The organism is Mesorhizobium sp. M0894, assembly GCF_040319725.1.
Taxonomy (GTDB): Bacteria; Pseudomonadota; Alphaproteobacteria; order Rhizobiales; family Rhizobiaceae; genus Mesorhizobium.
On the sequence record NZ_JAMYOG010000002.1, the window covers coordinates 372,117 to 393,794 of the forward strand.

At 62.4% G+C, this 21,678-nt stretch carries 26 protein-coding genes; 13 read left to right on the forward strand and 13 right to left on the reverse strand.

The window, feature by feature from the left end:
- Window positions 1-86 precede the first annotated feature (86 nt).
- Entirely contained in the window at window positions 87-323 is a 237-nt protein-coding gene (locus NKH91_RS05140) for an Lrp/AsnC ligand binding domain-containing protein (protein ID WP_023674883.1), read from the reverse strand.
- 242 nt (window positions 324-565) lie between these two features.
- Between NKH91_RS05140 and NKH91_RS05145 the strand changes: the two genes are divergently transcribed.
- Complete coding sequence (locus tag NKH91_RS05145) at window positions 566-985, forward strand: DUF4864 domain-containing protein (protein ID WP_023717782.1); 420 nt, start codon at window positions 566-568, stop codon at window positions 983-985.
- Between the two features lie 26 nt (window positions 986-1,011).
- Here the strand turns inward: NKH91_RS05145 and NKH91_RS05150 are convergent, their stop codons facing one another.
- From NKH91_RS05150 to coaD, 8 genes are all read right to left on the reverse strand, one after another.
- Window positions 1,012-2,391: a glycosyltransferase family protein gene (locus tag NKH91_RS05150; protein ID WP_352494583.1), complete on the reverse strand. Its 1,380-nt coding sequence runs from the start codon at window positions 2,389-2,391 to the stop codon at window positions 1,012-1,014.
- 221 nt (window positions 2,392-2,612) lie between these two features.
- Window positions 2,613-3,743: a tRNA guanosine(34) transglycosylase Tgt gene (gene tgt / locus NKH91_RS05155; protein WP_352482259.1), complete on the reverse strand. Its 1,131-nt coding sequence runs from the start codon at window positions 3,741-3,743 to the stop codon at window positions 2,613-2,615.
- 8 nt (window positions 3,744-3,751) lie between these two features.
- Window positions 3,752-4,021 (reverse strand): hypothetical protein, encoded by a 270-nt coding sequence (locus NKH91_RS05160; RefSeq protein WP_352844108.1) that lies wholly within the window; start codon window positions 4,019-4,021, stop codon window positions 3,752-3,754.
- The gene (gene queA / locus NKH91_RS05165) at window positions 4,011-5,096 is read right to left on the reverse strand and encodes a tRNA preQ1(34) S-adenosylmethionine ribosyltransferase-isomerase QueA (RefSeq protein WP_352844110.1); all 1,086 of its coding nucleotides are present in this window, start codon (window positions 5,094-5,096) and stop codon (window positions 4,011-4,013) included. The genes NKH91_RS05160 and queA overlap by 11 nt, the downstream gene beginning before the upstream one ends.
- Before the next feature lie 12 nt (window positions 5,097-5,108).
- Entirely contained in the window at window positions 5,109-5,507 is a 399-nt protein-coding gene (locus NKH91_RS05170) for a hypothetical protein (RefSeq protein WP_352844111.1), read from the reverse strand.
- Complete coding sequence (locus NKH91_RS05175; RefSeq protein WP_023717788.1) at window positions 5,504-6,016, reverse strand: peptidylprolyl isomerase; 513 nt, start codon at window positions 6,014-6,016, stop codon at window positions 5,504-5,506. Before NKH91_RS05175 ends, NKH91_RS05170 begins: the two co-directional genes overlap by 4 nt.
- A 27-nt stretch (window positions 6,017-6,043) precedes the next feature.
- Window positions 6,044-6,634, reverse strand: coding sequence for a peptidylprolyl isomerase (locus NKH91_RS05180; RefSeq protein ID WP_502896295.1), 591 nt, complete (start codon window positions 6,632-6,634; stop codon window positions 6,044-6,046).
- Between the two features lie 75 nt (window positions 6,635-6,709).
- Window positions 6,710-7,210 carry a pantetheine-phosphate adenylyltransferase gene (gene coaD / locus NKH91_RS05185; RefSeq protein WP_352844113.1) on the reverse strand — a complete coding sequence of 167 codons (501 nt, stop codon included), beginning with the start codon at window positions 7,208-7,210 and terminating at the stop codon, window positions 6,710-6,712.
- A gap of 196 nt (window positions 7,211-7,406) precedes the next feature.
- Between coaD and NKH91_RS05190 the strand changes: the two genes are divergently transcribed.
- Window positions 7,407-7,559, forward strand: coding sequence for a hypothetical protein (locus tag NKH91_RS05190; protein WP_023717791.1), 153 nt, complete (start codon window positions 7,407-7,409; stop codon window positions 7,557-7,559).
- Between the two features lie 56 nt (window positions 7,560-7,615).
- Here NKH91_RS05190 and gyrA read toward each other — a convergent pair whose 3' ends face one another.
- Both gyrA and NKH91_RS05200 read right to left on the reverse strand, forming a co-directional pair.
- On the reverse strand, window positions 7,616-10,426 hold the full coding sequence (gyrA, locus tag NKH91_RS05195; RefSeq protein WP_023717792.1) for a DNA gyrase subunit A: 2,811 nt from the start codon (window positions 10,424-10,426) through the stop codon (window positions 7,616-7,618).
- Window positions 10,427-10,574: 148 nt separating this feature from the next.
- Window positions 10,575-11,399 carry a helix-turn-helix transcriptional regulator gene (locus NKH91_RS05200; protein WP_352587092.1) on the reverse strand — a complete coding sequence of 275 codons (825 nt, stop codon included), beginning with the start codon at window positions 11,397-11,399 and terminating at the stop codon, window positions 10,575-10,577.
- An 86-nt stretch (window positions 11,400-11,485) separates the two neighbouring features.
- Here NKH91_RS05200 and NKH91_RS05205 point away from each other — a divergent pair, with 86 nt between their 5' ends.
- Both NKH91_RS05205 and NKH91_RS05210 read left to right on the forward strand, forming a co-directional pair.
- Window positions 11,486-12,016 (forward strand): hypothetical protein, encoded by a 531-nt coding sequence (locus NKH91_RS05205; protein ID WP_023717794.1) that lies wholly within the window; start codon window positions 11,486-11,488, stop codon window positions 12,014-12,016.
- 74 nt (window positions 12,017-12,090) lie between these two features.
- Complete coding sequence (locus NKH91_RS05210) at window positions 12,091-12,720, forward strand: MarC family protein (protein ID WP_023717795.1); 630 nt, start codon at window positions 12,091-12,093, stop codon at window positions 12,718-12,720.
- Between the two features lie 8 nt (window positions 12,721-12,728).
- Here the strand turns inward: NKH91_RS05210 and NKH91_RS05215 are convergent, their stop codons facing one another.
- Window positions 12,729-13,151, reverse strand: a complete 423-nt coding sequence (locus NKH91_RS05215; RefSeq protein WP_352844117.1) for an OsmC family protein — start codon at window positions 13,149-13,151, stop codon at window positions 12,729-12,731.
- 122 nt (window positions 13,152-13,273) lie between these two features.
- On the reverse strand, window positions 13,274-13,786 hold the full coding sequence (locus NKH91_RS05220) for a single-stranded DNA-binding protein (RefSeq protein WP_023717797.1): 513 nt from the start codon (window positions 13,784-13,786) through the stop codon (window positions 13,274-13,276).
- Window positions 13,787-13,994: 208 nt separating this feature from the next.
- Here NKH91_RS05220 and NKH91_RS05225 point away from each other — a divergent pair, with 208 nt between their 5' ends.
- The 9 genes from NKH91_RS05225 to NKH91_RS05265 all read left to right on the forward strand — a co-directional run bounded on the left by NKH91_RS05225 (window position 13,995) and on the right by NKH91_RS05265 (window position 21,643).
- Window positions 13,995-14,384, forward strand: a complete 390-nt coding sequence (locus NKH91_RS05225) for a cupin domain-containing protein (RefSeq protein ID WP_352587086.1) — start codon at window positions 13,995-13,997, stop codon at window positions 14,382-14,384.
- An 81-nt stretch (window positions 14,385-14,465) separates the two neighbouring features.
- Complete coding sequence (locus NKH91_RS05230; protein WP_023717799.1) at window positions 14,466-14,780, forward strand: ArsR/SmtB family transcription factor; 315 nt, start codon at window positions 14,466-14,468, stop codon at window positions 14,778-14,780.
- The gene (locus NKH91_RS05235) at window positions 14,777-15,301 is read left to right on the forward strand and encodes an SRPBCC family protein (protein ID WP_352789233.1); all 525 of its coding nucleotides are present in this window, start codon (window positions 14,777-14,779) and stop codon (window positions 15,299-15,301) included. The genes NKH91_RS05230 and NKH91_RS05235 overlap by 4 nt, the downstream gene beginning before the upstream one ends.
- A 26-nt stretch (window positions 15,302-15,327) precedes the next feature.
- Entirely contained in the window at window positions 15,328-15,933 is a 606-nt protein-coding gene (locus NKH91_RS05240; RefSeq protein WP_352482251.1) for an ATP-dependent Clp protease proteolytic subunit, read from the forward strand.
- 84 nt (window positions 15,934-16,017) lie between these two features.
- Window positions 16,018-16,311, forward strand: a complete 294-nt coding sequence (locus tag NKH91_RS05245) for a hypothetical protein (protein WP_352789227.1) — start codon at window positions 16,018-16,020, stop codon at window positions 16,309-16,311.
- A gap of 697 nt (window positions 16,312-17,008) precedes the next feature.
- Complete coding sequence (gene uvrA / locus NKH91_RS05250; RefSeq protein WP_352789224.1) at window positions 17,009-19,930, forward strand: excinuclease ABC subunit UvrA; 2,922 nt, start codon at window positions 17,009-17,011, stop codon at window positions 19,928-19,930.
- A complete protein-coding gene (locus NKH91_RS05255) occupies window positions 19,930-20,340 on the forward strand; it encodes a DUF302 domain-containing protein (RefSeq protein WP_352844120.1) in 411 nt (136 codons plus the stop codon). Before uvrA ends, NKH91_RS05255 begins: the two co-directional genes overlap by 1 nt.
- The gene (locus tag NKH91_RS05260; RefSeq protein ID WP_352844122.1) at window positions 20,337-20,807 is read left to right on the forward strand and encodes a GNAT family N-acetyltransferase; all 471 of its coding nucleotides are present in this window, start codon (window positions 20,337-20,339) and stop codon (window positions 20,805-20,807) included. The genes NKH91_RS05255 and NKH91_RS05260 overlap by 4 nt, the downstream gene beginning before the upstream one ends.
- A gap of 29 nt (window positions 20,808-20,836) precedes the next feature.
- Window positions 20,837-21,643, forward strand: a complete 807-nt coding sequence (locus NKH91_RS05265) for a DUF72 domain-containing protein (RefSeq protein ID WP_352844124.1) — start codon at window positions 20,837-20,839, stop codon at window positions 21,641-21,643.
- Window positions 21,644-21,678: the final 35 nt, after the last annotated feature.

Below are 21,678 nucleotides of genomic sequence, written 5' to 3' on the forward strand. Positions count from 1 at the left end.
TATATCGCTCTTGCCTAAAATTAAGGCAGTGCCGATAGGGCCGTAGTCAGGCTTTGCTTCGTGTCCGGGCAGATGCCGGATGCGGATCAAAACGCGCGAAAGGTGACGACCGTGAACGTGTCTTTGATGCCGGGAAGAATCTGCACTTTCTCGTTGACGAAGTGGCCGATGTCTTCCTCGTCGTCGACATAGAATTTGGCGAGCAGGTCGTAGTTTCCGGCTGTCGAGTAGATTTCGGAAGCGATCTCGGCATCGGCCAGGGCGCTGGCAACGTCATAGGCCTTGCCCAGATCGCACTTTATCTGCACGAAAAATGCTTTCATTGCCTGGTCCTGCCCAACATCGCACGCTCTAGGTAAAATCGAGCGGCCCTTGTGGCAGACTGCCGCCCGGCTTTCAAGCATCGGCCATCGCTCAGGCTGTTCTAGCCTCGACAATGCTTTCTCGGTCTGGACACAGCTCGCGGCGCCGAATGTTTGCGCTCGGCTGAAACCCTCGAGCACTGCAAAGCGTATAGTATCATGTACCTCGGACAGCGATTTCTCAGGGACAACGGAGACAGGCCATGCGCCGCGCGTTTTTCGCATTCGCAGTCGTTCCATTCATTTTCGCATCCCAGGCCTTTGCTGGCGACGCCGAAGTCAAGGCGGCGCAAACGGTCATCGATGGTCAATTGAAGGCCTTCATCGCCAACGACGGAGCGACGGCCTACAGCTTTGCCGCACCAAATGTGAAACGCATCTTTCCAACTGTCGATACCTTCATGAACATGGTGACCAACGGCTACCCGCCGGTGCGCCAACCGCAGACCTACTCCTTCGGCAAGGTTCGCGAGACGAGCCCGACCTCGATCATCCAGCAGGTGCTGATCGTCGGCCCGGATGGCAAGGACTATGAGGCGGTCTACACGCTCGAACTACAGCCTGACGGCAGCTTTCGGATCACCGGCTGCAGCCTGCGCGCGTCCACGTCGCTCAGCACCTGAGGGTGCTTGAGGAGGGCAAAGTTGTCTCAATCCTGTCGCCGGTAGAGCGTCCAGCTCAGGCCTGAAAACCCCCAGTGTCTCGACGCGTCGGCCCGTTCATACGCCAAAGCGCATGCGGCCGTCGGTTCAACATGTTCGGCTTGCTTGTCCACATCCCCCTCGAGGATCAGCCAAGCCGGCCGGTCGGCGCACATCCTGTTTTCCGGAACCAGCCAAGCCCGACGATCCGTCCGCGCCGCAAAATAATCGACGACCATGGCGGTGCGGAAATCACTGTTGCTCGCATAGGCGGCAGCGCCGTTCCTGGTCATTTCATCGACCATAGCAGCGTACGAGCCGCGTCCGTACTGATAGAATTGGAGCAGCGACGAAATGCTTCCACTCACCACGATCGCCAGTGCTCCCACCGCAAATAGCCTGGCAGTCCCGCGAGCAGCCAAGCCGCGACCGATCATCTCGCCGGCCCAGAGCAGCAGCAATGTTCCGCTGATGATGAAATAGCGCGGAAACTCGAGATTGGGCAGATGTGTCGCCGCCATGAGCAAAGGCAGTCCGATAATCCCGATGACATAGAGGCTGGCCCGGCGATCGCACCAGACACCAGCGGAGAGGCCAACAAGACCGCAGGCGGCAACGATATACGGCCAGTCGCCGAACCAGGGGGGCAGCCCGAACAGAGAGCGGATCATTCCGCCATAGCCCTGCGCGAAGGCGGCAATCGAGAACGGCGAAACACCACCGACACTGAAGCCGAACAGCCTGCCGCCGATAAACACGCAGGCAGCCAGCGGCAGCACGGCAAGCAAGGCCGGCAGGAAGATCGACGCCAGATCCGCAACGACACGGCTGACCCTCGCCGTACGCTGCCAGGCGAGCCACGCGGTCCAGATTGCGAGGACTGCCACCATTCCGATCATGGTGAGATGGCATAGGAACCCGAAAAGGATCGCCGCTGCCAAGGCCGTGCCAGACAACCGTTTGTTGTCGAGCCGGCGCTCCAGAAAAACCACCGAAAGCAGCGTGAAGAGCACAAGGCCGGCATAGCCACGCGCCTCCGAGCCGTAGTGCACCATCGGATAGCTCACGGCAAACAACAGGCTTGTGGCAATCATCGCCCGTCGTCCGTGCGGTGCGGCGGTCGCTGCCGCCGCAACTGTCGTGGCAACACCTAGTGCTATCGACAGGCCTCGCTGGATCAAAGGCGAAGCGTCGGGGCCGATGAGATAGAGATAGACCGAGTTGAGGAAATGATTGTTGTCGTGATTGACGCGCCAGAATATCTGGTCGATCGAGGTCAGCGGCTCAATCAGCGCAAAGCTCCAGATCTCGTCCAGCCAAAGGTCGCCGCGCGCGCCAAGCAAGCGCAAAACCAAGCCGGTCACGGCGATGACCAGAACGGCAAGCAACGACCCCGCCGTCCATTGCTGGACCGCCACGGAGGGCGAAGGCGAAGGCTCGGCGCTGCCATTCGTCCGCACCGTCGTGCCAGGAACTGAAACTTGCCCCGAAACGAACAGGTTCTTGATCCTCGCCCGATGTCGTCCGGCAATGCTTATTAGGCAGACGTTTCAAAACAGTTCATGGCAGGTGCGACTCCTCCCTGGAGCCGGATTCCTGGCGAGCACGCCTACCGGACGGGGAGGTCACCGTTTGCCCATTGCTGCGTGATGATCTCAGCTTGTCCGGCGAACCTGCCAGCCCCGATCGCTTCGCGAACGTCGCGCATCAGCTGCTGGTAGTAGGACAGATTGTTCCAGGTCAGGAGCATCGCCCCGAGCGCCTCTTGCGAGCGCACCAGGTGGTGCAGATAGGCGCGCGAATAGTCGCGTGCGGCCGGGCAGTCGCTTTCCTCATCGAGCGGGCGCGGATCGTCGGCATGGCGGGCGTTGCGCAGATTGACCTTGCCGCGCCGTGTATAGGCAAGGCCATGCCGCCCTGCCCGCGTCGGCATCACGCAGTCGAACATGTCGATGCCGCGCGCCACCGACTTCAAGATGTCGTCCGGCGTACCGACACCCATCAGGTACCGCGGCCGGTCAGCCGGCAACTCCGGGCAAGTGATGTCGAGCATCTCCAGCATCACCGCTTGCGGCTCGCCGACGGCCAACCCGCCGACCGCGTAGCCCTTCAGCTCCATCGCCTTCAGCGCCTGCGCCGAGCGCAGCCGCAGGTCCGGTATATCGCCGCCTTGCACAATGCCGAACATCGCCTTGCCGGGCTGCTCGCCGAACGCCGTCTTGCAGCGCTCGGCCCAGCGCAACGACAACTCCATGGCACGCTCGATCTCTTTTTCCTTGGCCGGCAGCGCCGTGCACTCGTCGAGTTGCATCTGGATGTCTGAATCGAGCAGCCCCTGGATCTCGATGGAACGCTCCGGCGACATCTCGTAGGCGCCGCCGTCGATATGCGAACGAAAGGTCACGCCGTTCTCGGTCAGTTTCCTCAGCTTCGACAGCGACATCACCTGGAAGCCGCCGCTGTCGGTGAGGATCGGATAGGGCCAGCGGGCGAATTCATGCAGGCCGCCGAGCCGAGCCACGCGCTCGGCGCCGGGTCTCAGCATCAGGTGGTAGGTATTGCCAAGGATGATGTCCGAGCCGACACCGCGCACCTGATCCATATACATGGCTTTCACCGTGCCGCCGGTGCCGACCGGCATGAAAGCGGGCGTGCGGATTTCCCCGCGCGGCATGGTGATTGAGCCGCGCCGGGCTCTGCCTTCGGTCGCCAGCACCTTGAAGGCGAATGCGTTAGTCATTGAATTCCCTAGCCATCGAACTCCTTGTCGAACACCGGCGCGTCCGGAGCCTGTCGGTCGAGCGACTGCCGGTAGCGGATGCAGCCGCGCATGAATTTCGGCCAGGGCGGCACGGCAATCGCCGGCTCGGTCTTTTCGGGTAAAAGCGACCAGAGGTCGGGGTGATGCCAGCACAGATCATGGCCGGTGGCGTCGCGGTGTTGGCGGATGCCGGCGCGCAGTTTCCTGACCTCGGCGAGCAAGGCTTCGCGGCCGAGAGTTTCCAGGTCATCGTCCATCGTTATCCTCCCTGAACAGAAGACTTGCGTCTCCATAGGAATAGAACCTGTAGCGGTTCTCAATGGCATGCGCATAGGCCGCGTGCATCGTCTGCAAACCGCAGAAGGCCGAAACCAGCATGAACAGCGTCGAACGCGGCAGATGGAAATTGGTCATCAGCATGTCGGCGGTCTTGAAGCGATAGCCGGGCGTGATGAAGATGTCGGTCGGGCCTGACCATGCGGCCAGCCTGCCGTCCTTGCCAGCCGCGCTCTCCAACAAACGCAGCGATGTCGTGCCGACAGCGATAATGCGCCCTCCTTTTGCTCTCGCCGCATTCAGCGCCTCGGCGGTTTCCGGGCTGACCGAACCGGTTTCGGCGTGCATCTTGTGGTCGGCGGTGTCGTCCGCCTTCACCGGCAAAAACGTGCCGGCGCCGACATGCAGCGTGACGAAACGGCGCTCGATGCCATTGGCGTCGAGCGCGGCAAACAGCTCCGGCGTGAAATGCAGCCCCGCCGTCGGCGCGGCCACGGCGCCCTCCTCCCTGGCATAGATGGTCTGGTAATCGCTGCGGTCGCGCTCGTCGTCGTCACGCTTGGAGGCGATGTAGGGCGGCAGCGGGATGTGGCCGACGGCGTGCAGAGCCTCATCGAGGAACGGACCCGACAGGTCGAAGCCGAGCAGCACCTCGCCACCTTCACCCTTCTCGATCACGGTCGCGTCGAGCTGGCCGAGAAAGCAGGAATTGGCATCATGACCGAAATGGATGCGATCGCCGGCGGCGACGCGCTTGCCCGGCCGCATGAAGGCGAGCCACCGGTCGGGCGCCGTCCGCATGTGCAGCGTGGCTTCGACCTGCGCCGCTGCCTCGCCGCGCCGCCTGATGCCTTTCAGCTGCGCAGGAATGACCTTGGTGTCGTTGAAAACCAGCACATCACCAGCCTTGAGCAGGGACGGCAGGTCGCGCACGGTCATGTCCTCGAGCCCCGCGCCCGGGCTGACCACCAGCATTCTGGCACTGTCGCGCGGCTCGGCTGGGCGAAGCGCGATGCGCTCCTCCGGCAGATCGAAGTCAAAAAGGTCGACGCGCAAGAAATCCCCGCCTCAAGGTTCCGGGCAGGTCACCGCCCAGGCGCCGAAACCGTCTATGCTCAATGTGCCGCCCATCGCGAAACTGGACTGCTCGCTGGCCTTGACCAGCCGCAATCTGGCGACGATCGAGCTGAGGCCTTCGTCGGTGAGATCGATCAGCATACGCTCGTCGTCCTCGAATGCCTGTCCGACGATGACTTTCGTTGAACCCGGCTGGCCGTCCGTGGTCCATGTCTTGCCGCCGGCATCCAGCCAGACGCGCGCCACTGCAATGACGGCTGTGTGTCCCATCAACACGTCGATCGATGCCGCGCCGCCGTCGGCGCCGCAAACGATCGATTCCGTCGCCACCGCCGGAGTGGCCGCCGCGACGAGCACAAATGCGATGGCCGCGACAGCCCGGCTGGTCATTTCACGTCGGCCGCGACCTTGAGCGACACGATCTTGTCGGGATCCTGCACCGGTTCGCCGCGCTTGATCTTGTCGACATTGTCCATGCCTTCGATGACCTGGCCCCACACCGTGTACTGGCGGTTGAGGAAGGCGGCATCGTCGAAGCAGATGAAGAACTGCGAATTGGCCGAGTTCGGGTTCTGCGAGCGCGCCATCGAGCAGGTGCCGCGGCCGTGGTTGGCGTTGGAGAACTCGGCCTTCAAGTCGGGCTTATCGGAACCGCCCGTACCGGCGCGGGTCGGCGCGAAAGACGGCTTATTGGAATTGCCGAATTTCACGTCGCCGGTCTGCGCCATGAAGCCGTCGATGACGCGGTGGAAGACTACGCCGTCATAGGCGCCTTCGCGCGCCAGCTCCTTGATGCGGCCGACATGGCCGGGCGCCAGGTCTGGGAACAATTCAATGACGACCTTGCCCTTGGTCGTGTCCATGATAAGCGCGTTCTCGCGGTCCTTGATCTCGGCCATGTCAGAATATCCTTTTGAAACTTGGGTTTACTTGCCATCCGCGGCGATGCGCACCTTGATCATGCGATCGGGATCGGTCACCGTCCCGTTCTGCGCCTCGTCGCCTTTCTTGATGTGGTCCACCAGCTCCATGCCGCTGACGACATTGCCGACGATGGTATACTGGCCATCGAGCGGCGGTGCCGGCGCGAACATGATGAAGAATTGCGAATTGGCGGAATTCGGATCGTTGGAGCGGGCCATGCCGACCACGCCGCGCTGGTAGTGTTCGGTGCTGGAGAATTCGGCCGGCAGGTCGGGAAGATCGGAACCGCCGGTGCCGACGGCGTCGGCATTGAAGCCGCTCTTCATGTTGCCGAACTTGACGTCGCCGGTCTGCGCCATGAAGCCGTCGATGACGCGGTGGAAGGCGACGTTGTCGTAGGCGCCCTGGCGCACCAGCTTTTTGATCTGCGCGACGTGTTTCGGCGCAAGGTCGGGCCTCAGCGCGATGGTCACGTCGCCGTCCTTCAGCGTTACGATCATGGTGTTTTCGGGATCGGCGGCAAACGCCGACACCGATGCGGTCACAAGACCGGCAAGCATGACAAGCAAGAAGGCAAGCTTTTTCAGCTGCATGGGATCTTTCTCCGAATATCTTCGTTCATGCATGTCGTTACCCAAAACCGGGCTCCACTTTTGGGCGACATGCATTTATTTCGCGAATTTGGCGGTGAGCGCGCCGGCCACGGCCGCCGGCACGAAGTGGCGGATGTCGCCTCCCATCGAAGCTATCTGGCGCACAAGTGTGGCGGTAATGGTGCGCACCGAGGGGCTGGCGGGCAGGAAGACCGTCTGCAGCTCCGGCGCCATGGTCTCGTTCATGCCGGCCATCTGCATCTCGTAGTCGAGATCGGTGCCGTCGCGCAGGCCGCGGATCATGATCGAGGCGCCATGCCTCCTGGCCGCGTCGATGACCAGACCGTCGAAGGCGACCACTTTGATGCGCGCACCGTCGCTGCCGAATTCCGCCTTCGTTGCCGTTTCGATCAGATCGACCCGTTCCTCGAAGGAAAACAATGGCTTCTTGCCGGGATGGATGCCGATCGCCGCATAGATGGTGTCCGCCACGGCCAGCGACGCCTTCAGCACGTCGAGATGGCCGTTGGTCAGCGGGTCGAAAGAGCCGGCATAAAGGGCGATGCGTTCGGTCATGGCAGGTGCTTCTAGCGAGCCTCTCCCCTAAAGGCAAATCCGATCGGCAGGCCCGCCCCATGAACCTTTTGGCCGACGTGAACGACAGATGAATGTGCCGCTCACAACGGCTTCACGCAGTGTTCACTAAGTTGCAGCTTCGAAAGATGAAACCAAACACCCATCTAACCGTTGTTAGGCGCAGGAGAACACGCACATGCTGATCTACATGCTCGCCACCGCAATGACCGTCGCCATGCTGATCGCTACCGTATTCGGGTTGCATCAGGAAGCACAGCGAGTCCGCGCCAAGGCCAATACCAAACGGTTCGAAGGCTTCGGCATCCGCAAGCCTTATCGCCACTTCTAGATTGCTGGGGTTTCTTGAGAACGCCGGCCCATAGGGCTGGCGCCGTCGCGGCAAACTCACTCGACGGTAGTGTCAGGCTCCCCACCTTCGGCATCGGTAGCAGCGCCACCTTCAGCATCGACACTCTCTTCGATCTCTTCGTCGGCTTGCGGCTCTGAAATCCGCTCCACCGAAACGACCTTCTCGCCCTCTGCGGTATTAAAGATCGTAACGCCCTTGGTGGCGCGGCTGGCAAAACGAATGCCGTTGACCGGGACGCGGATGACGGTGCCGCCATCCGAAACCAGCATGATCTGATCGTCATTGCCGACCGGGAAAGTCGCCACCAGGCGGCCGATTTCGGCCGTTTTCGACACGTCGGTGGCGCGGATACCCTTGCCGCCACGGCCGGTCAGACGGAAATCGTAGGACGACGAACGCTTGCCGTAGCCATATTCCGTAACCGTCAGCACGAACTGCTCATGTGCCTTGAGGAATTCGTAGCGCTCGTCGGAAAGCTCCGCCTCTTCGCCGACCTCCTCATTGGTAAGCTGGATTTCTTCCTCCTCACCGGCGGCAATGTCGACGACAAGCCGGCGTTCAGCCACCACCCGCTTGAGGTAGGCGGCCCGCTCGGCCGGCGGCGCATCGACATGCTCGATCACCGCCATCGAGATCACCCGGTCGCCATCGGCCATGGCTATGCCGCGTACACCGACCGAATTGCGGCTCTGGAAGACGCGTACGTCGCTGACCGAAAAGCGAATGCACTGGCCGGAACTTGCCGTCAAAAGCACGTCGTCATTGTCGGTGCAGGTTTCGACGCCGAGGATCTCGTCGCCTTCCTCGTCCAGCTTCATGGCGATCTTGCCGTTGCGGTTGACCTGGACGAAGTCCGAAAGCTTGTTGCGACGCACCGTGCCGCGCGTGGTGGCGAACATCACGTCGAGCTCGCCCCAGCTCGTCTCATCCTCCGGCAGCGGCATGATGGTGGTGATGCGCTCGCCCTGTTCGAGCGGCAGCATGTTGATCAGCGCCTTACCGCGCGATTGCGGGTTGCCGATCGGGAGGCGCCAGACCTTTTCCTTGTAGACGATACCGCGTGAGGAGAAGAACAGCACCGGCGTGTGCGTGTTGGCGACGAACAGCCGGGTGACGAAATCCTCGTCCTTGGTCGACATGCCGGAGCGGCCCTTGCCGCCGCGGCGCTGCGCCCGGTAGAGCGACAGCGGCACGCGCTTGATGTAGCCGGAATGGCTGACGGTGACGACCATGTCCTCGCGCTGGATGAGGTCCTCGTCTTCCATGTCGGCCCCGCCCTCGGCGAGCTCGGTGCGGCGCGGTGTGCCGAACTCGTCGCGCACGGCGATGAGTTCGTCCTTGACGATCTGCTGGATGCGGGCGCGGGACGACAGGATGTCCAGGTAATCCTTGATCTCGTCGCCGATCGTATTCAGCTCGTCCGCGATCTCGTCGCGGCCGAGCGCGGTCAGGCGCTGCAGGCGCAGTTCGAGGATGGCGCGGGCCTGCTCCTCGGAGAGATTGTAGGTTCCGTCCTCGTTGATGCGATGGCGCGGATCGTCGATCAACAGAATCAGCGATTCCACGTCGCCCGAAGGCCAGCGCCGCTCCATCAACTGCTCGCGCGCCGTCTGCGGGTCCGGCGCCGTGCGGATCAGCTTGATGACTTCATCGATGTTGGCAACAGCAATGGCAAGGCCGACGAGCACATGGGCGCGGTCGCGCGCCTTGCGCAGCAGGAATTTCGTGCGCCGGCTGATCACCTCCTCACGGAAGGCGACGAACGCCTTCAGCATGTCGGTCAGCGTCAGCAATTCCGGCTTGCCGCCGTTCAGCGCCACCATATTGGCGCCGAAGGACGTCTGCAGCGGGGTGAAGCGGTAAAGCTGGTTGAGGATGACATCGGCGACGGCGTCGCGCTTCAGTTCGATAACGACGCGGTAACCCTGGCGGTCGCTCTCGTCGCGAATGTCGGAAATGCCCTCGATGCGCTTATCGCGCACCAGCTCGGCCATCTTCTCGATCATCGACGCCTTGTTCACCTGGTAGGGAACCTCGGTGATGACAATCGATTCACGGTCGTTGCCGCGTGGCTCGACGTTGACGCGGCCGCGCATGACGATGGAACCGCGGCCTGTCGAATAGGCGCTGTAGATGCCGGAGCGGCCAAGCACGATGCCGCCGGTCGGGAAATCCGGTCCAGGAATGATCTCCATCAGCGCCGGCAGGTCGATCGCCGGATTGTCGATGAGGGCAATGGCGCCGTTGCAGACCTCGCCCAGATTGTGCGGCGGGATGTTGGTGGCCATGCCGACGGCGATACCGCCGGAGCCGTTGACCAACAGGTTCGGGAAGCGCGCCGGCAGGACTTTCGGTTCGCTGCCCGACGCATCGTAAGTGTCCTGGAAATCGACGGTGTCCTTGTCGATGTCTTCCAGCAACTCATGCGCGACCTTGGTCAGCCGCGATTCCGTGTAGCGCATCGCCGCCGGCGGATCGCCGTCGATCGAGCCGAAATTGCCCTGCCCGTCGATCAGCGGAACGCGCAGCGACCAATCCTGCGCCATGCGCACCAAAGCGTCATAGATCGAGGCGTCGCCATGCGGATGGTATTTACCCATCACGTCGGCGACCGGGCGTGCCGATTTCACATATTTGCGGTTCCAGTGATAGCCGCTCTCATAGGCGGCGTAGAGGATGCGGCGATGCACCGGCTTGAGGCCGTCGCGCACGTCCGGCAGCGCACGGCTGACGATTACGCTCATGGCGTAATCGAGATAGGAGCGCTGCATCTCCTCGATGATGGATATCGGCTCGATGCCGGTGGGGCCGCCGTCGGCGCCGCGCGGTGTCTTTTGGTCGGTCAAATCGGATCACAATCTAATCAGGAATCACTTGGTGCTTATATAGGAAGCCGGCCCGAAACTCCAATAATCGCGGCAGTTTTCCAGTGTCGTTTTTAGCGGCAAATTCAAAAGGATACACCAATTGCGACGATATGGCCGTGGCACCCTTTCACGAGCGTCGCCGGCGGGCGCGATAAGTTCCCGGCGTCTCGCCCATCAGCCGCCGGAAACGGCGGTTGAAGGTTGATAGATCGTTGAATCCCGCCGCAAAGGCGATCGCCGAGATCGCCTGATCTGACGTCCGCAGCCGCACGGCTGCCCTGTGCAGCCGCGCTCTCAGCAGGAACTGATAGGGCGTCATGCCGGCAACGTGCCGGAAGGTGCGCAGGAAATGGTAAGGGCTGGTGGCGGTCTCGTCGGCGAGTTCGGCAAGCGAGATCGGCCGGTCGGCATCGATTTCGATGCGGCGCACCGCTTCGGCGACACGCTTCTGGTCACGGCGACTTGGCGCCCGTCCCCGATCCGTATCGCCGCAAGCCGCTGTCACGGCTGCGCCGGCAATACGCAGGGCGAGTTCCTCGAACGCGCCGGTGTCGGCCATCTCGCGCGCCGCCTCCGCTTCGGCGAGCAGCGGCACCAGCGCCGACAAAGGCGGCAGGCGCGGCATGCTGAAATCAAGCTGCTTTGCGCCCGCGTCGGCGACGATCCGCTCCATATAGGCCAGTCCGAAATGGAAGGAGAGGCAGCGGTCGCCGGTGCCATGCTCATGCCCGCATTCGTAGCAGGTGCCGGGATTGCCGAGCAGGAGCGCGCCCGGCGCCAGCATCGCCGTGCCCTGGCGCGCACGATAGCGGAACGTGCCGCTGGTCACGGCGGCGACGCAGAAATCCCGATGCTCCTCCTCGAATGGCCTGTCGGCGGCACTAGCGATGCAGACGACATCCAACACCTGCCAGCCTCGGCCCGACGCCAGCCTATGCGCGCTCGTCGTCATTGCCGAAACATAGCAATTTTTCCCAAGCGCAGAACCCCGGTCGGCCTCTATGCTTACCGGTCTCCTGACAAGATGAGAGCGAAGCCATGTCCAATTCCTTTGCCAAGGCCCTGCACAGCGATAGGCCCGTACCGGCCCTTGCCGAGAAACTGAACCTTTATGGCCGCTTCGTCGGCGCCTGGACGTTCGACGCCACGCGCCATCTCGAGGACGGCCAGGTGCTGACCGGGCGCGGCGAAGTGCATTTCGGCTGGGTGCTCGAGGGCCGCGCGATCCAGGACGTATGGATCCTGCCCGCTCGCGACGCCGGCCCCTCGCCGTCGCTCGGCAAATGGACCTTCTATGGCACGACGTTGCGCGTCTATGACTCAGGCGTCGACGCCTGGCACATCTTCTGGAGCGACCCGCGCAACCAGTATTACAGCCGCCAGCTGGGCCGCGTCGAAGGCGACACGATCGTCCAATTGGGCGCAGACGGCACCGGCGCTTCGGTACGCTGGAGCTTTTCCCGGATCACCGGAGATTCCTTCCGCTGGCTGGGCGAGCGCTCGTATGACGACGGCGCCACCTGGCGTGTCGAAGTCGAGTTTCTGGCGCGGCGCGCCGCCAGCCCCTGATCCGCACGGTTTCCACTGGCACCGCTTTGCTCTACCAATCCCGTTATCCGGCATTGCCGGCGGGGAGGGTCAGCATGCCGAGCTTCGACAGCCTGTTCAACGCCTTCGTCACCATACTGGTGACGATCGATCCGCCCGGCCTGGCGCCGCTCTTCCTCGCCGTGACCCGCGGCATGAACCGCGAGGAGCGCAACCAGGTCTCCGTGCGCGCCTCGGTCATCGCCTTCCTGGTGATGGCGTTGTTCGCAGTCGCCGGCGCGTCGATCCTGTCAGTCTTCGGCATCACCCTGCCGGCCTTCCGCGTCGCCGGCGGCTTTCTGCTGTTCTTCATCGCCTTCGAAATGGTGTTCGAGCGCCGGCAGGACCGCAAGGAGAAGATCGGCGATGTCGCCATCACCAGGGACATGATCCACAACATCGCCGCCTTTCCGCTGGCGATCCCGCTTATTGCGGGTCCCGGCGCGATTTCGGCGACCGTCCTGCTCTCAAGCTCGTTTCAGGGTTTTAGCGCGCAGACAGCACTTGTCGGCATCATCGCGATCTGCCTTGTCATCACCTACCTGGTGTTCGTGCTGTCAGAGCGCATCGACCGTATCCTCGGCCAGACCGGCCGTTCGATCCTCACGCGGCTGCTTGGCGTCATACTGGCGGCGCTCGCCGTGCAGTTCGTCGCCGACGGCATCAAGGCACTGATGGCGACGTAGGAACCGCCCTACTTCGCCGTCTCGATCACTTCGAAGTCATGGGTGATCACGGCGGTCTTGGCCATCATTGCCGAGGCCGAGCAGTATTTCTCGATCGAAAGCTCGATCGCGCGCTTTACCTTGTCGTGCGACAGCGCCCGGCCCTTGACGACGAAATGCACGTGGATGCGGGTGAACACCTTGGGATCGGCTTCTGCACGGTCGGCATCGAGTTCGACGACGCAATCTTCGACCGCCTCGCGCCCCTTTTCCAGGATATGGACCACGTCATAAGCCGAACAGCCGCCGGTGCCGATCAGCACCAGCTCCATTGGGCTCGGCCCCGGCGTCTTGCCCTCCGGCCCGAACGCAGTGCCTAGCACCAGCTTGTGCCCACTGGCGGACTCGCCGACGAAAGTGCGCTCCTCGACCCATGTGACCCTTGCTTTCACTAATCCGTCCTTTCACCGCTCAAACGCACAACGTCCCGAAAATCCAAGACAGATTTTCGGGACGCCATTTCGTGGCCAAGGTGCTGGCGCTTTTCGCCGCAAGGGCAGTCCGCCCCGAGAAATCAGAACGGGATTTCGTCGTCCAGTTCGCGCGACGAACCACCGCCGGTGCCCTTGTTGGCGCCACCGCGATTGAAACTTTCGCCCGGGCCGGACTGGCCGAAATCGGACCCGCGGCTGGCACCACCACCGGCATAGTTGCCGACCTGGCCGCCGCCCTCGCCCCGTGCATCGAGCATCTGCAGCTCGCCGCGGAATTTCTGCAGCACGATTTCGGTCGTATAGCGGTCATTGCCGGTTTGGTCCTGCCACTTGCGCGTCTGCAACTGGCCCTCGACGTAGACTTTCATGCCCTTCTTCAGATACTGCTCGGCCACCTTGGCGATCTGATCGTTGAAGATCACGACATTGTGCCACTCGGTCTTTTCCTTGCGCTCTCCGGACGTCTTGTCGCGCCAGCTTTCCGACGTCGCGATGCGGATGTTGACAACCGGGTCACCCGAATTCAGGCGGCGGATTTCAGGGTCCGCCCCGAGGTTGCCCACCAGAATGACCTTGTTGACGCTACCCGCCATGATACTTCTCCGCGCTCATCCGAAACCAGATTTCTGTCGCTGCACCTTACAGGCTATGGATAAGCCCTGCCTGCCGTCGCTGCCTTTTCCCACAACGTTTTTGTTCTCTTTTCGTTCTATAGTACAGGCCCTGCACTGTCAATAGTTGTCAGTAAGAAGTAGTGTCTTGGCGTCGAATTTCCACAGACCATGGGATCGAGGCGAACGCATGAAGACGGTCGCGCATGACGATCAGCCGCAAGAAGAATGGCGGGCGGGGGTAAAGACCCGAATGCATGTCTCGGCCCGCAACGGCGCAACTCAACTTTGCATATTCGAACAATGGGTCGAACCAGCGGTTGGCGCCCCGACACATTGGCACCCGGTCGAGGAAGTGCTTACCGTCATCGCTGGCAAGGCCGAGATGTGGATCGACGAAGAGCATGTCGTCTTGACTGCCGGACAGTCGCTTGTTGTTGCCGCGCGCAGGCGACATGGCTTCCGAAACGTCGGCTCCGAAATGCTTCATATCCATGCCGTGCTCGCGTCACCAGTTTTCGAGGCGACGTTCAACGGATCCCCTGACATGGTGAGACGCTGGCTTCCAGCGAGTTTGTAAAACCTCGCCCGTCTTAAAAAACACCGCCTGTCTTAAAAACACGGCTTGCCAAACCGATAAGTATCGACTTATGCTTTTGACATGATCGAAGCAGAGATTTTTCGGGCACTGGCCGATCCGACGCGTCGCGCCGTCTATGAGCGGCTCGCCGGCGGCGAGATGACGGTGTCGGAACTGCGCACTGGCATGCCGGTATCGCAGCCGGCGGTATCGCAACACCTCGCCGTGCTGCGCGGCGCCGGCCTCGTGGTCGAGCGCCGGGCCGGTCGCAACGCCTATTACCGCGCCGATCCGAAGGGGCTTGCGCCACTGCTCGGCTGGATCGAACGCTACCGCGCGTTCTGGCCAGAGCGCATCGAAAGGCTCAAGACGGTTTTGAAGGACATGGACCAATGACCAGCCGAGGCAAAGAACGCGCGGAAATGGCGGCAGACAAGATCGAGTTCGAGTGCGAGCTGCCGGAGCCGCCGGAAAAGGTGTGGCGGGCGCTGACGGTGCCGGACCTGCTCGCGGCCTGGATGATGCCGAACGACATTGAACCAAAGATCGGTAGCCGCTTTGCCTTTAAAGCGCCGGAGGCGCCGATCGAATGCGAAATCCTCGACGCCGATCCCGGACGGCTGCTGCGCTATTCCTGGCGGGAACGGCCGGCGCCCGGCGATACGCAGGCGCCGCACGGCAGCCCGGTGGACAGCCCAATGGACGACAGCCCGGTGGACAGCATCGTCACCTTTACGCTCGATCGCACCGTTTCCGGCGGCACGCATCTGCGCATCGTCCATGATGGTTTTGCTCGGGCAGCGATGCCGGAGATCGCGATGGCAGGCGCCGGCTGTCGGCTTTCGTTTGAAGCGCGCAATCCCAGGCACAAGCAGATCGCCGCCAACATCCCGCGCCTCTTCCTGCGCGCGGCCTGAACGACAATAGTCAACGGAGAGAAACGATGAGCGGCCTTGCCAATCTGGTGCCGATGGTGATCGAGCAGTCGAGCCGCGGCGAACGCGCCTTCGACATATTTTCGCGGCTGCTGCGCGAGCGCATCGTCTTCATCAACGGCCCGATCGACGACGGCACCTCGGCGCTGGTCTGCGCCCAGCTTCTGTCGCTGGAATCCGACAATCCCGACAAGGAGGTCTCGCTCTACATCAACTCGCCGGGCGGCGTGGTGACCAGCGGTTTCGCCATCTACGACACGATGCAGTACATCAGCTGCCCGGTCTCCACCGTTTGTATGGGCTTCGCCGCCTCGATGGCCTCGTTCCTCTTGATGGCGGGCACGCCGGGGCGGCGCATCGCATTGCCCAACGCCAGCATCGTGCTGCATCAGCCTCTCGGCGGTTTCCAGGGCCAGGCCTCCGACATCCAGCGCCATGCCGAGGGCATCCTTCGCACCAAGCGGCGCATGACCGATCTTTACGCCCAGCATTGCGGCCGCACCTACGAAGAAGTGGAACGCACGCTCGACCGCGACTTTTTCATGACCGCGCAGGAGGCCAAGGATTGGGGCCTCGTCGACCATGTTTTCGACACTCGCAAACAGGCCGCGTGAAGCACCTTCGAAGCGATATAAGGGCCGGCAACTTTCAGCGCCGCCGGTCTGGCTTCGGCGCTATCGCCGCACTATAGTCAGGTGATGACCGCCAGCCGTTCACCCAGCCTATACCTTGCCATTGCCGCCATTGTGGGCACGAACATGCTGGTGGGCACGGCATTTGCCCAAGATAATTCGACGTCGGCGCAAAGGGGCGCCCTGCCCGGTGTGACCAGCGACTATCGCATCGCCGAGCCAGCGCTGCAGCCCGAGCCCGACGGGGCGGTTCCCAGCAGCGGCTACGGCACATTCAAGATCGGCGATACCGAAGTTCGGATTTCCGGTAGCATCACCATCGATGTCGCCACCGGCGGGATTAGGCCTCCCAGCCGCTAAGTTCGCCTGGTATGCACCACAAATGTGCGCTTCAAACGAACAGCCCCGCCATTGCTTGTGCAACTGACGGGGCTTCTTGGATCTAAAATCCAAATTGCCGGGAGTGTACTGCCGGCTTTTTATTTCGGATGCTTCGCGGCATTCAACCGACGATCCGACTAGCAGTCTCTGATTGTTGTGGGGATCGGCAAGTCAACGTTGGCAGATAGCGCAAAACGCCTGACCTGGCCACTTATACCTGCCGCGGCTCCAGCGACACGTGGAGCCTCAAGGAACTATCCGGTGGAGTCATGCCTCTGCTCTCCTTCTGTTCATTGTGACTGTCGTCGTCGAAGCGCTCATCGCATAACCCGCGGCGTCTCGCAGGCTAGCCCCAGGCCGCGAGGCCATCGAAAGACGGCCGGCTTCGTTGACGTTTGGAGTCTGCCCCCGTGACGCATGGACGTCAACCTTGAATAGCCGATTACCGAAAAATGTGATCGCGAGACGCTTTGTGAAGCCGGCTGTACGGGCAGCTTTTGTCAGGAGCGTGTTCGGCCTTTGTTCTTTCCGCTTGCCCGTTCGCGCGAAAGGCGGTTAAACGCTTTGGTCGAGAGTTGTGGCGTCTCTCGAAAAGGCGGCGAAATTACCTACATAGGGGATGGTCGGGAAAACCCGCCCATCCCACGAATTCCAGATTCTGAGGCGGCGACCGGCGATGGCCGACCATAAATATCTCTCCATTCGCGGGGCACGCGAACACAATCTGAAGAATGTCGATCTCGACCTGCCGCGTGACAGCCTGATCGTCATGACCGGGCTGTCGGGGTCCGGCAAGTCGTCGCTTGCCTTCGACACCATCTATGCCGAAGGCCAGCGCCGCTATGTCGAGAGCCTTTCGGCCTACGCACGGCAATTCCTCGAGATGATGCAGAAGCCGGACGTCGACCAGATCGACGGCCTGTCGCCGGCCATCTCCATCGAGCAGAAGACCACCTCGAGGAACCCGCGCTCGACGGTCGGCACCGTCACCGAGATCTACGATTATATGCGGCTTTTGTTCGCCCGCGTCGGCATCCCCTATTCGCCGGCCACCGGCCTGCCGATCGAGAGCCAGACGGTTTCGCAGATGGTCGACCGGGTGCTTGCGGTCGAAGAGGGCACCCGGCTGTTCATCCTGGCACCGATGGTGCGCGGCCGCAAAGGCGAGTACCGCAAGGAACTGCTCGAGCTGCAGAAAAAGGGTTTTCAGCGCGTCAAGGTCGACGGCGTCTTCTACGAGATCGCCGACGTGCCGGCGCTGGACAAGAAGTACAAGCACGACATCGACGTCGTCGTCGACCGCATCGTCGTGCGCGGCGATCTGGCGACGCGGCTCGCCGATTCCATCGAGACCGCGCTGAAGCTGGCCGACGGGCTGGCGGTGGCGGAATTTGCCGACAAACCGCTCGACGCCAGCCAGACCGGCGAGGATTCGGTCAACAAGTCGAAGAACGAGACGCATGAGCGCATGCTGTTCTCGGAAAAATTCGCCTGCCCGGTGTCCGGCTTCACCATTCCCGAGATCGAGCCCAGGCTGTTCTCGTTCAACAATCCGTTCGGCGCCTGCCCGACCTGTGACGGGCTCGGCAGCCAGCGCGCCATTGACGCCAGCCTGGTCGTGCCCGACGAGAATGTCTCGCTGCGTGCCGGCGCCGTCAGCCCGTGGGCGAAGTCGACCTCACCCTATTATGCGCAGACGCTGGAAGCGCTGGGCGTTGCCTATGGCTTCAAGCTCGGCGACAAGTTCAAGGATTTGAGCGAAGAGGCAAAGCAAGCGATCCTGCACGGCACTGGCGAGCGCGAAATCGCCTTCCAGTATGATGACGGGCTGCGCTCCTACAAGACGACCAAGACCTTCGAGGGCGTCATCCCCAATCTCGAGCGCCGCTGGAAGGAAACCGAATCCGCCTGGATGCGCGAGGAGATCGAGCGCTTCATGTCGGCCACGCCCTGCCCGGCCTGCCGCGGCTACCGGCTGAAGCCCGAGGCGCTCGCAGTCAAGATCGCCGGCAAGCACATTGGCGAGGTCACCGAGCTGTCGATCCGCAAGGCTGACCAGTGGTTCACCGATTTGCCTGCTTCGCTTAACGACAAGCAGAACGAGATCGCAGTGCGCGTGCTCAAGGAAATCCGCGAGCGGCTGCGCTTCCTCAACGATGTCGGTCTCGACTATCTGACGCTGTCGCGCAACTCCGGCACGCTGTCGGGCGGCGAGAGCCAGCGCATCCGCCTCGCTTCGCAGATCGGCTCCGGCCTGACCGGCGTGCTCTACGTGCTCGACGAGCCGTCGATCGGCCTGCATCAGCGCGACAATGCCCGCCTGCTCGACACGCTGAAGCATCTGCGCGACATCGGCAACACGGTCATCGTCGTCGAGCACGACGAGGATGCCATCCTGCATGCCGACTACGTCGTCGATATCGGCCCGGCCGCCGGCATCCATGGCGGTCACATCATCGCCCAGGGCACACCGCAGCAGATCATGGCGACGCCCGCCTCGATCACCGGCAAATATCTGTCGGGCGAGCTCGAAGTGGCGACGCCTGCGGTTCGGCGCGAGGCGAAAAAGAACCGCCGGCTGAAGATCGTCGGCGCGCGCGGCAACAATCTGAAGAACGTCACCGCTGAAATCCCGCTCGGCACGTTTACCGCCGTCACCGGCGTGTCCGGCGGCGGCAAGTCGACCTTCCTGATCGAGACCTTGTTCAAGGCGGCGTCACGCCGCATCATGGGCTCGCGTGAGCATCCTGCCGATCACGACCGCATCGAAGGGCTGGAATTCCTCGACAAGGTCATCGATATCGACCAGTCGCCGATCGGGCGCACCCCGCGCTCCAACCCTGCAACCTATACCGGCGCCTTCACGCCGATCCGCGACTGGTTCGCCGGCCTGCCGGAGGCCAAGGCGCGCGGCTACCAGCCGGGCCGTTTCTCGTTCAACGTCAAGGGCGGCCGCTGCGAGGCCTGCCAGGGCGACGGCGTCATCAAGATCGAGATGCATTTTCTGCCCGACGTTTATGTCACCTGTGATGTCTGCCACGGCAAGCGCTACAACCGCGAGACGCTCGACGTGCTGTTCAAGGGCAAGTCCATCGCCGACGTGCTCGACATGACGGTCGAGGAAGGCGTCGATTTCTTCGCCGCCGTGCCCGGCGTGCGCGACAAGCTGGAGACGCTGAAACGGGTCGGCCTCGGCTACATCCATGTTGGCCAGCAGGCGACGACTTTATCGGGCGGCGAAGCGCAGCGCATCAAGCTCGCCAAGGAACTGTCGCGCAAGGCAACCGGCAAAACGCTCTACATCCTCGACGAACCGACCACCGGCCTGCATTTCCACGATGTCGCCAAGCTGCTTGAAGTGCTGCACGAGCTGGTCGACCAGGGCAACACGGTCGTCGTCATCGAGCACAATCTAGAGGTGATCAAGACCGCTGACTGGGTTCTCGATCTTGGCCCCGAAGGTGGTGACGGCGGCGGCGAGCTGGTGGCGTCCGGCACGCCGGAGGACATCGTTCGCGAAAAGCGCAGCTATACCGGGCAGTTCCTGAGGGAATTGCTGGAGCGGCGCCCAGGAGGCAAGCGCGAAGCGGCGGAGTGATGGCAAAGAACGGTGTCATCACGGTCCAAAGCAGCTTCGGCGTGGCCGAAACCATCGATCGCCTGGTCGAGACTGTGGAACGTGCAGGATTGCTGGTCTTCGCCCGCATTGACCACGCCGCCGGTGCGCGCAATGTCGAAACATCACTGCGTCCAACCCAGCTCCTGATTTTCGGCAATCCCAAAGGCGGTACGCCACTGATGCAGGACCGGCAGCTTGCCGGCATCGATCTGCCGGTCAAGGCGCTGGCTTGGGAGGACGAGCAAGGCACGGTCTGGCTCTCCTACAATGACGCACACTGGCTGGCGGAACGCCACGGCTTGGGCGACGCTAGCCGCAATGCTGTCGCCGCGATCGCCGCCGGCATGGACAAGGTGATTGCGGCCGCTGCCGGCGCGGGCCAGTTTTGATCATGAGAGCCGCTCGGGCCGATGATCTCCCTACGGTGATCTCGCTCACCACCGACGCCTACGCGCCCTACACTGCCCTGTTCGGAGCGCCGCCGATCCCCGTCACCGAGGACTATGCGCCGCGCATAGAACGCGGCGAGGTCTGGCTTTCGGAGCAAGACGGACAGCCGGCCGGCCTGATCGTTCTCGAACGGCACGATGACCACACAGTGATCTTCAGCGTCGCCGTTGCGCCCGCCTTTCAAGGCAAGGGTTTCGGCATAGCGCTGCTCGACTGGGCCGAGCAACAGACGCGCCTGTGGAGCTTGCCTGAAATCCGACTCTACACCAATTCCAGAATGGAACGGAACGTTTCGTTGTATAAGGCCTACGGCTTTCGCGAAACGGGTCGCCGGCCCAATCCATATCGGCCAGGATGGACGGTCGTCGACATGGCGAAAGCCGTCGAGACGACCGCCATCGCGTGATCCTTTTTCTGCAAACCGGGAGGACTACCATGACTCAATCAGGAACAATCCGCGCTGGCATGGGCGGCTGGACCTTCGAGCCCTGGGACACGTCCTTCTACCCGGACAAATTGTCGAAGGCCAAGCAGCTGAATTACGCCAGCCGGCAGGTGCCGACCATCGAGGTCAACGGCACCTATTATTCGAGCTTCAAGGAGCCGACCTTCGTCAAATGGGCCAACGAGGCGCCGGATGGTTTCGTCTATTCGCTGAAGGGCAACCGCTTCGTCACCAACCGCCGCGTGCTCGGCGAGGCCGGCGAATCGGTGATGCGCTTCCTCGGGTCGGGCGTCGCGGCACTTGGCGACAAGCTTGGGCCGATCCTGTGGCAGTTCGCGCCGACCAAGCGGTTCGACCCGGACGACTTCGAGGCGTTCCTCAAGCTATTGCCGGAGAAGCAGGACGGCGTTGCGCTGCGCCACGCGGTCGAGGTGCGCAATGACAGCTTCGTCGTGCCCGAGTTCGCCGCCTTGGCACGCAAGCACAAGGTCGCGATCGTTTTTGCTGATCATGCTAAATATCCAGCGATTGCCGACGTCACCGGCGATTTCATCTATGCGCGCCTGCAGACCGGCAGCGACGACAATCCCGATTGCTATACGCCCAAGGCGCTCAACGAATGGGCGGCCCGCGCCAAGACTTGGGCGCAAGGCAAGGTACCGGCCGAGCTGCCCCGCGCCGATCCTTCGACCGACGCGCCGATCAAGCCACGCGACGTGTTCGTCTACTTCATCACCGAGGGCAAGGTCCGCGCTCCATTCGGCGCCATCGCGCTGATGAAGCGGGTCGCAGGCTGACGCCCCGCTGTCGGCGGTCCGGCTGACCGGCTCCT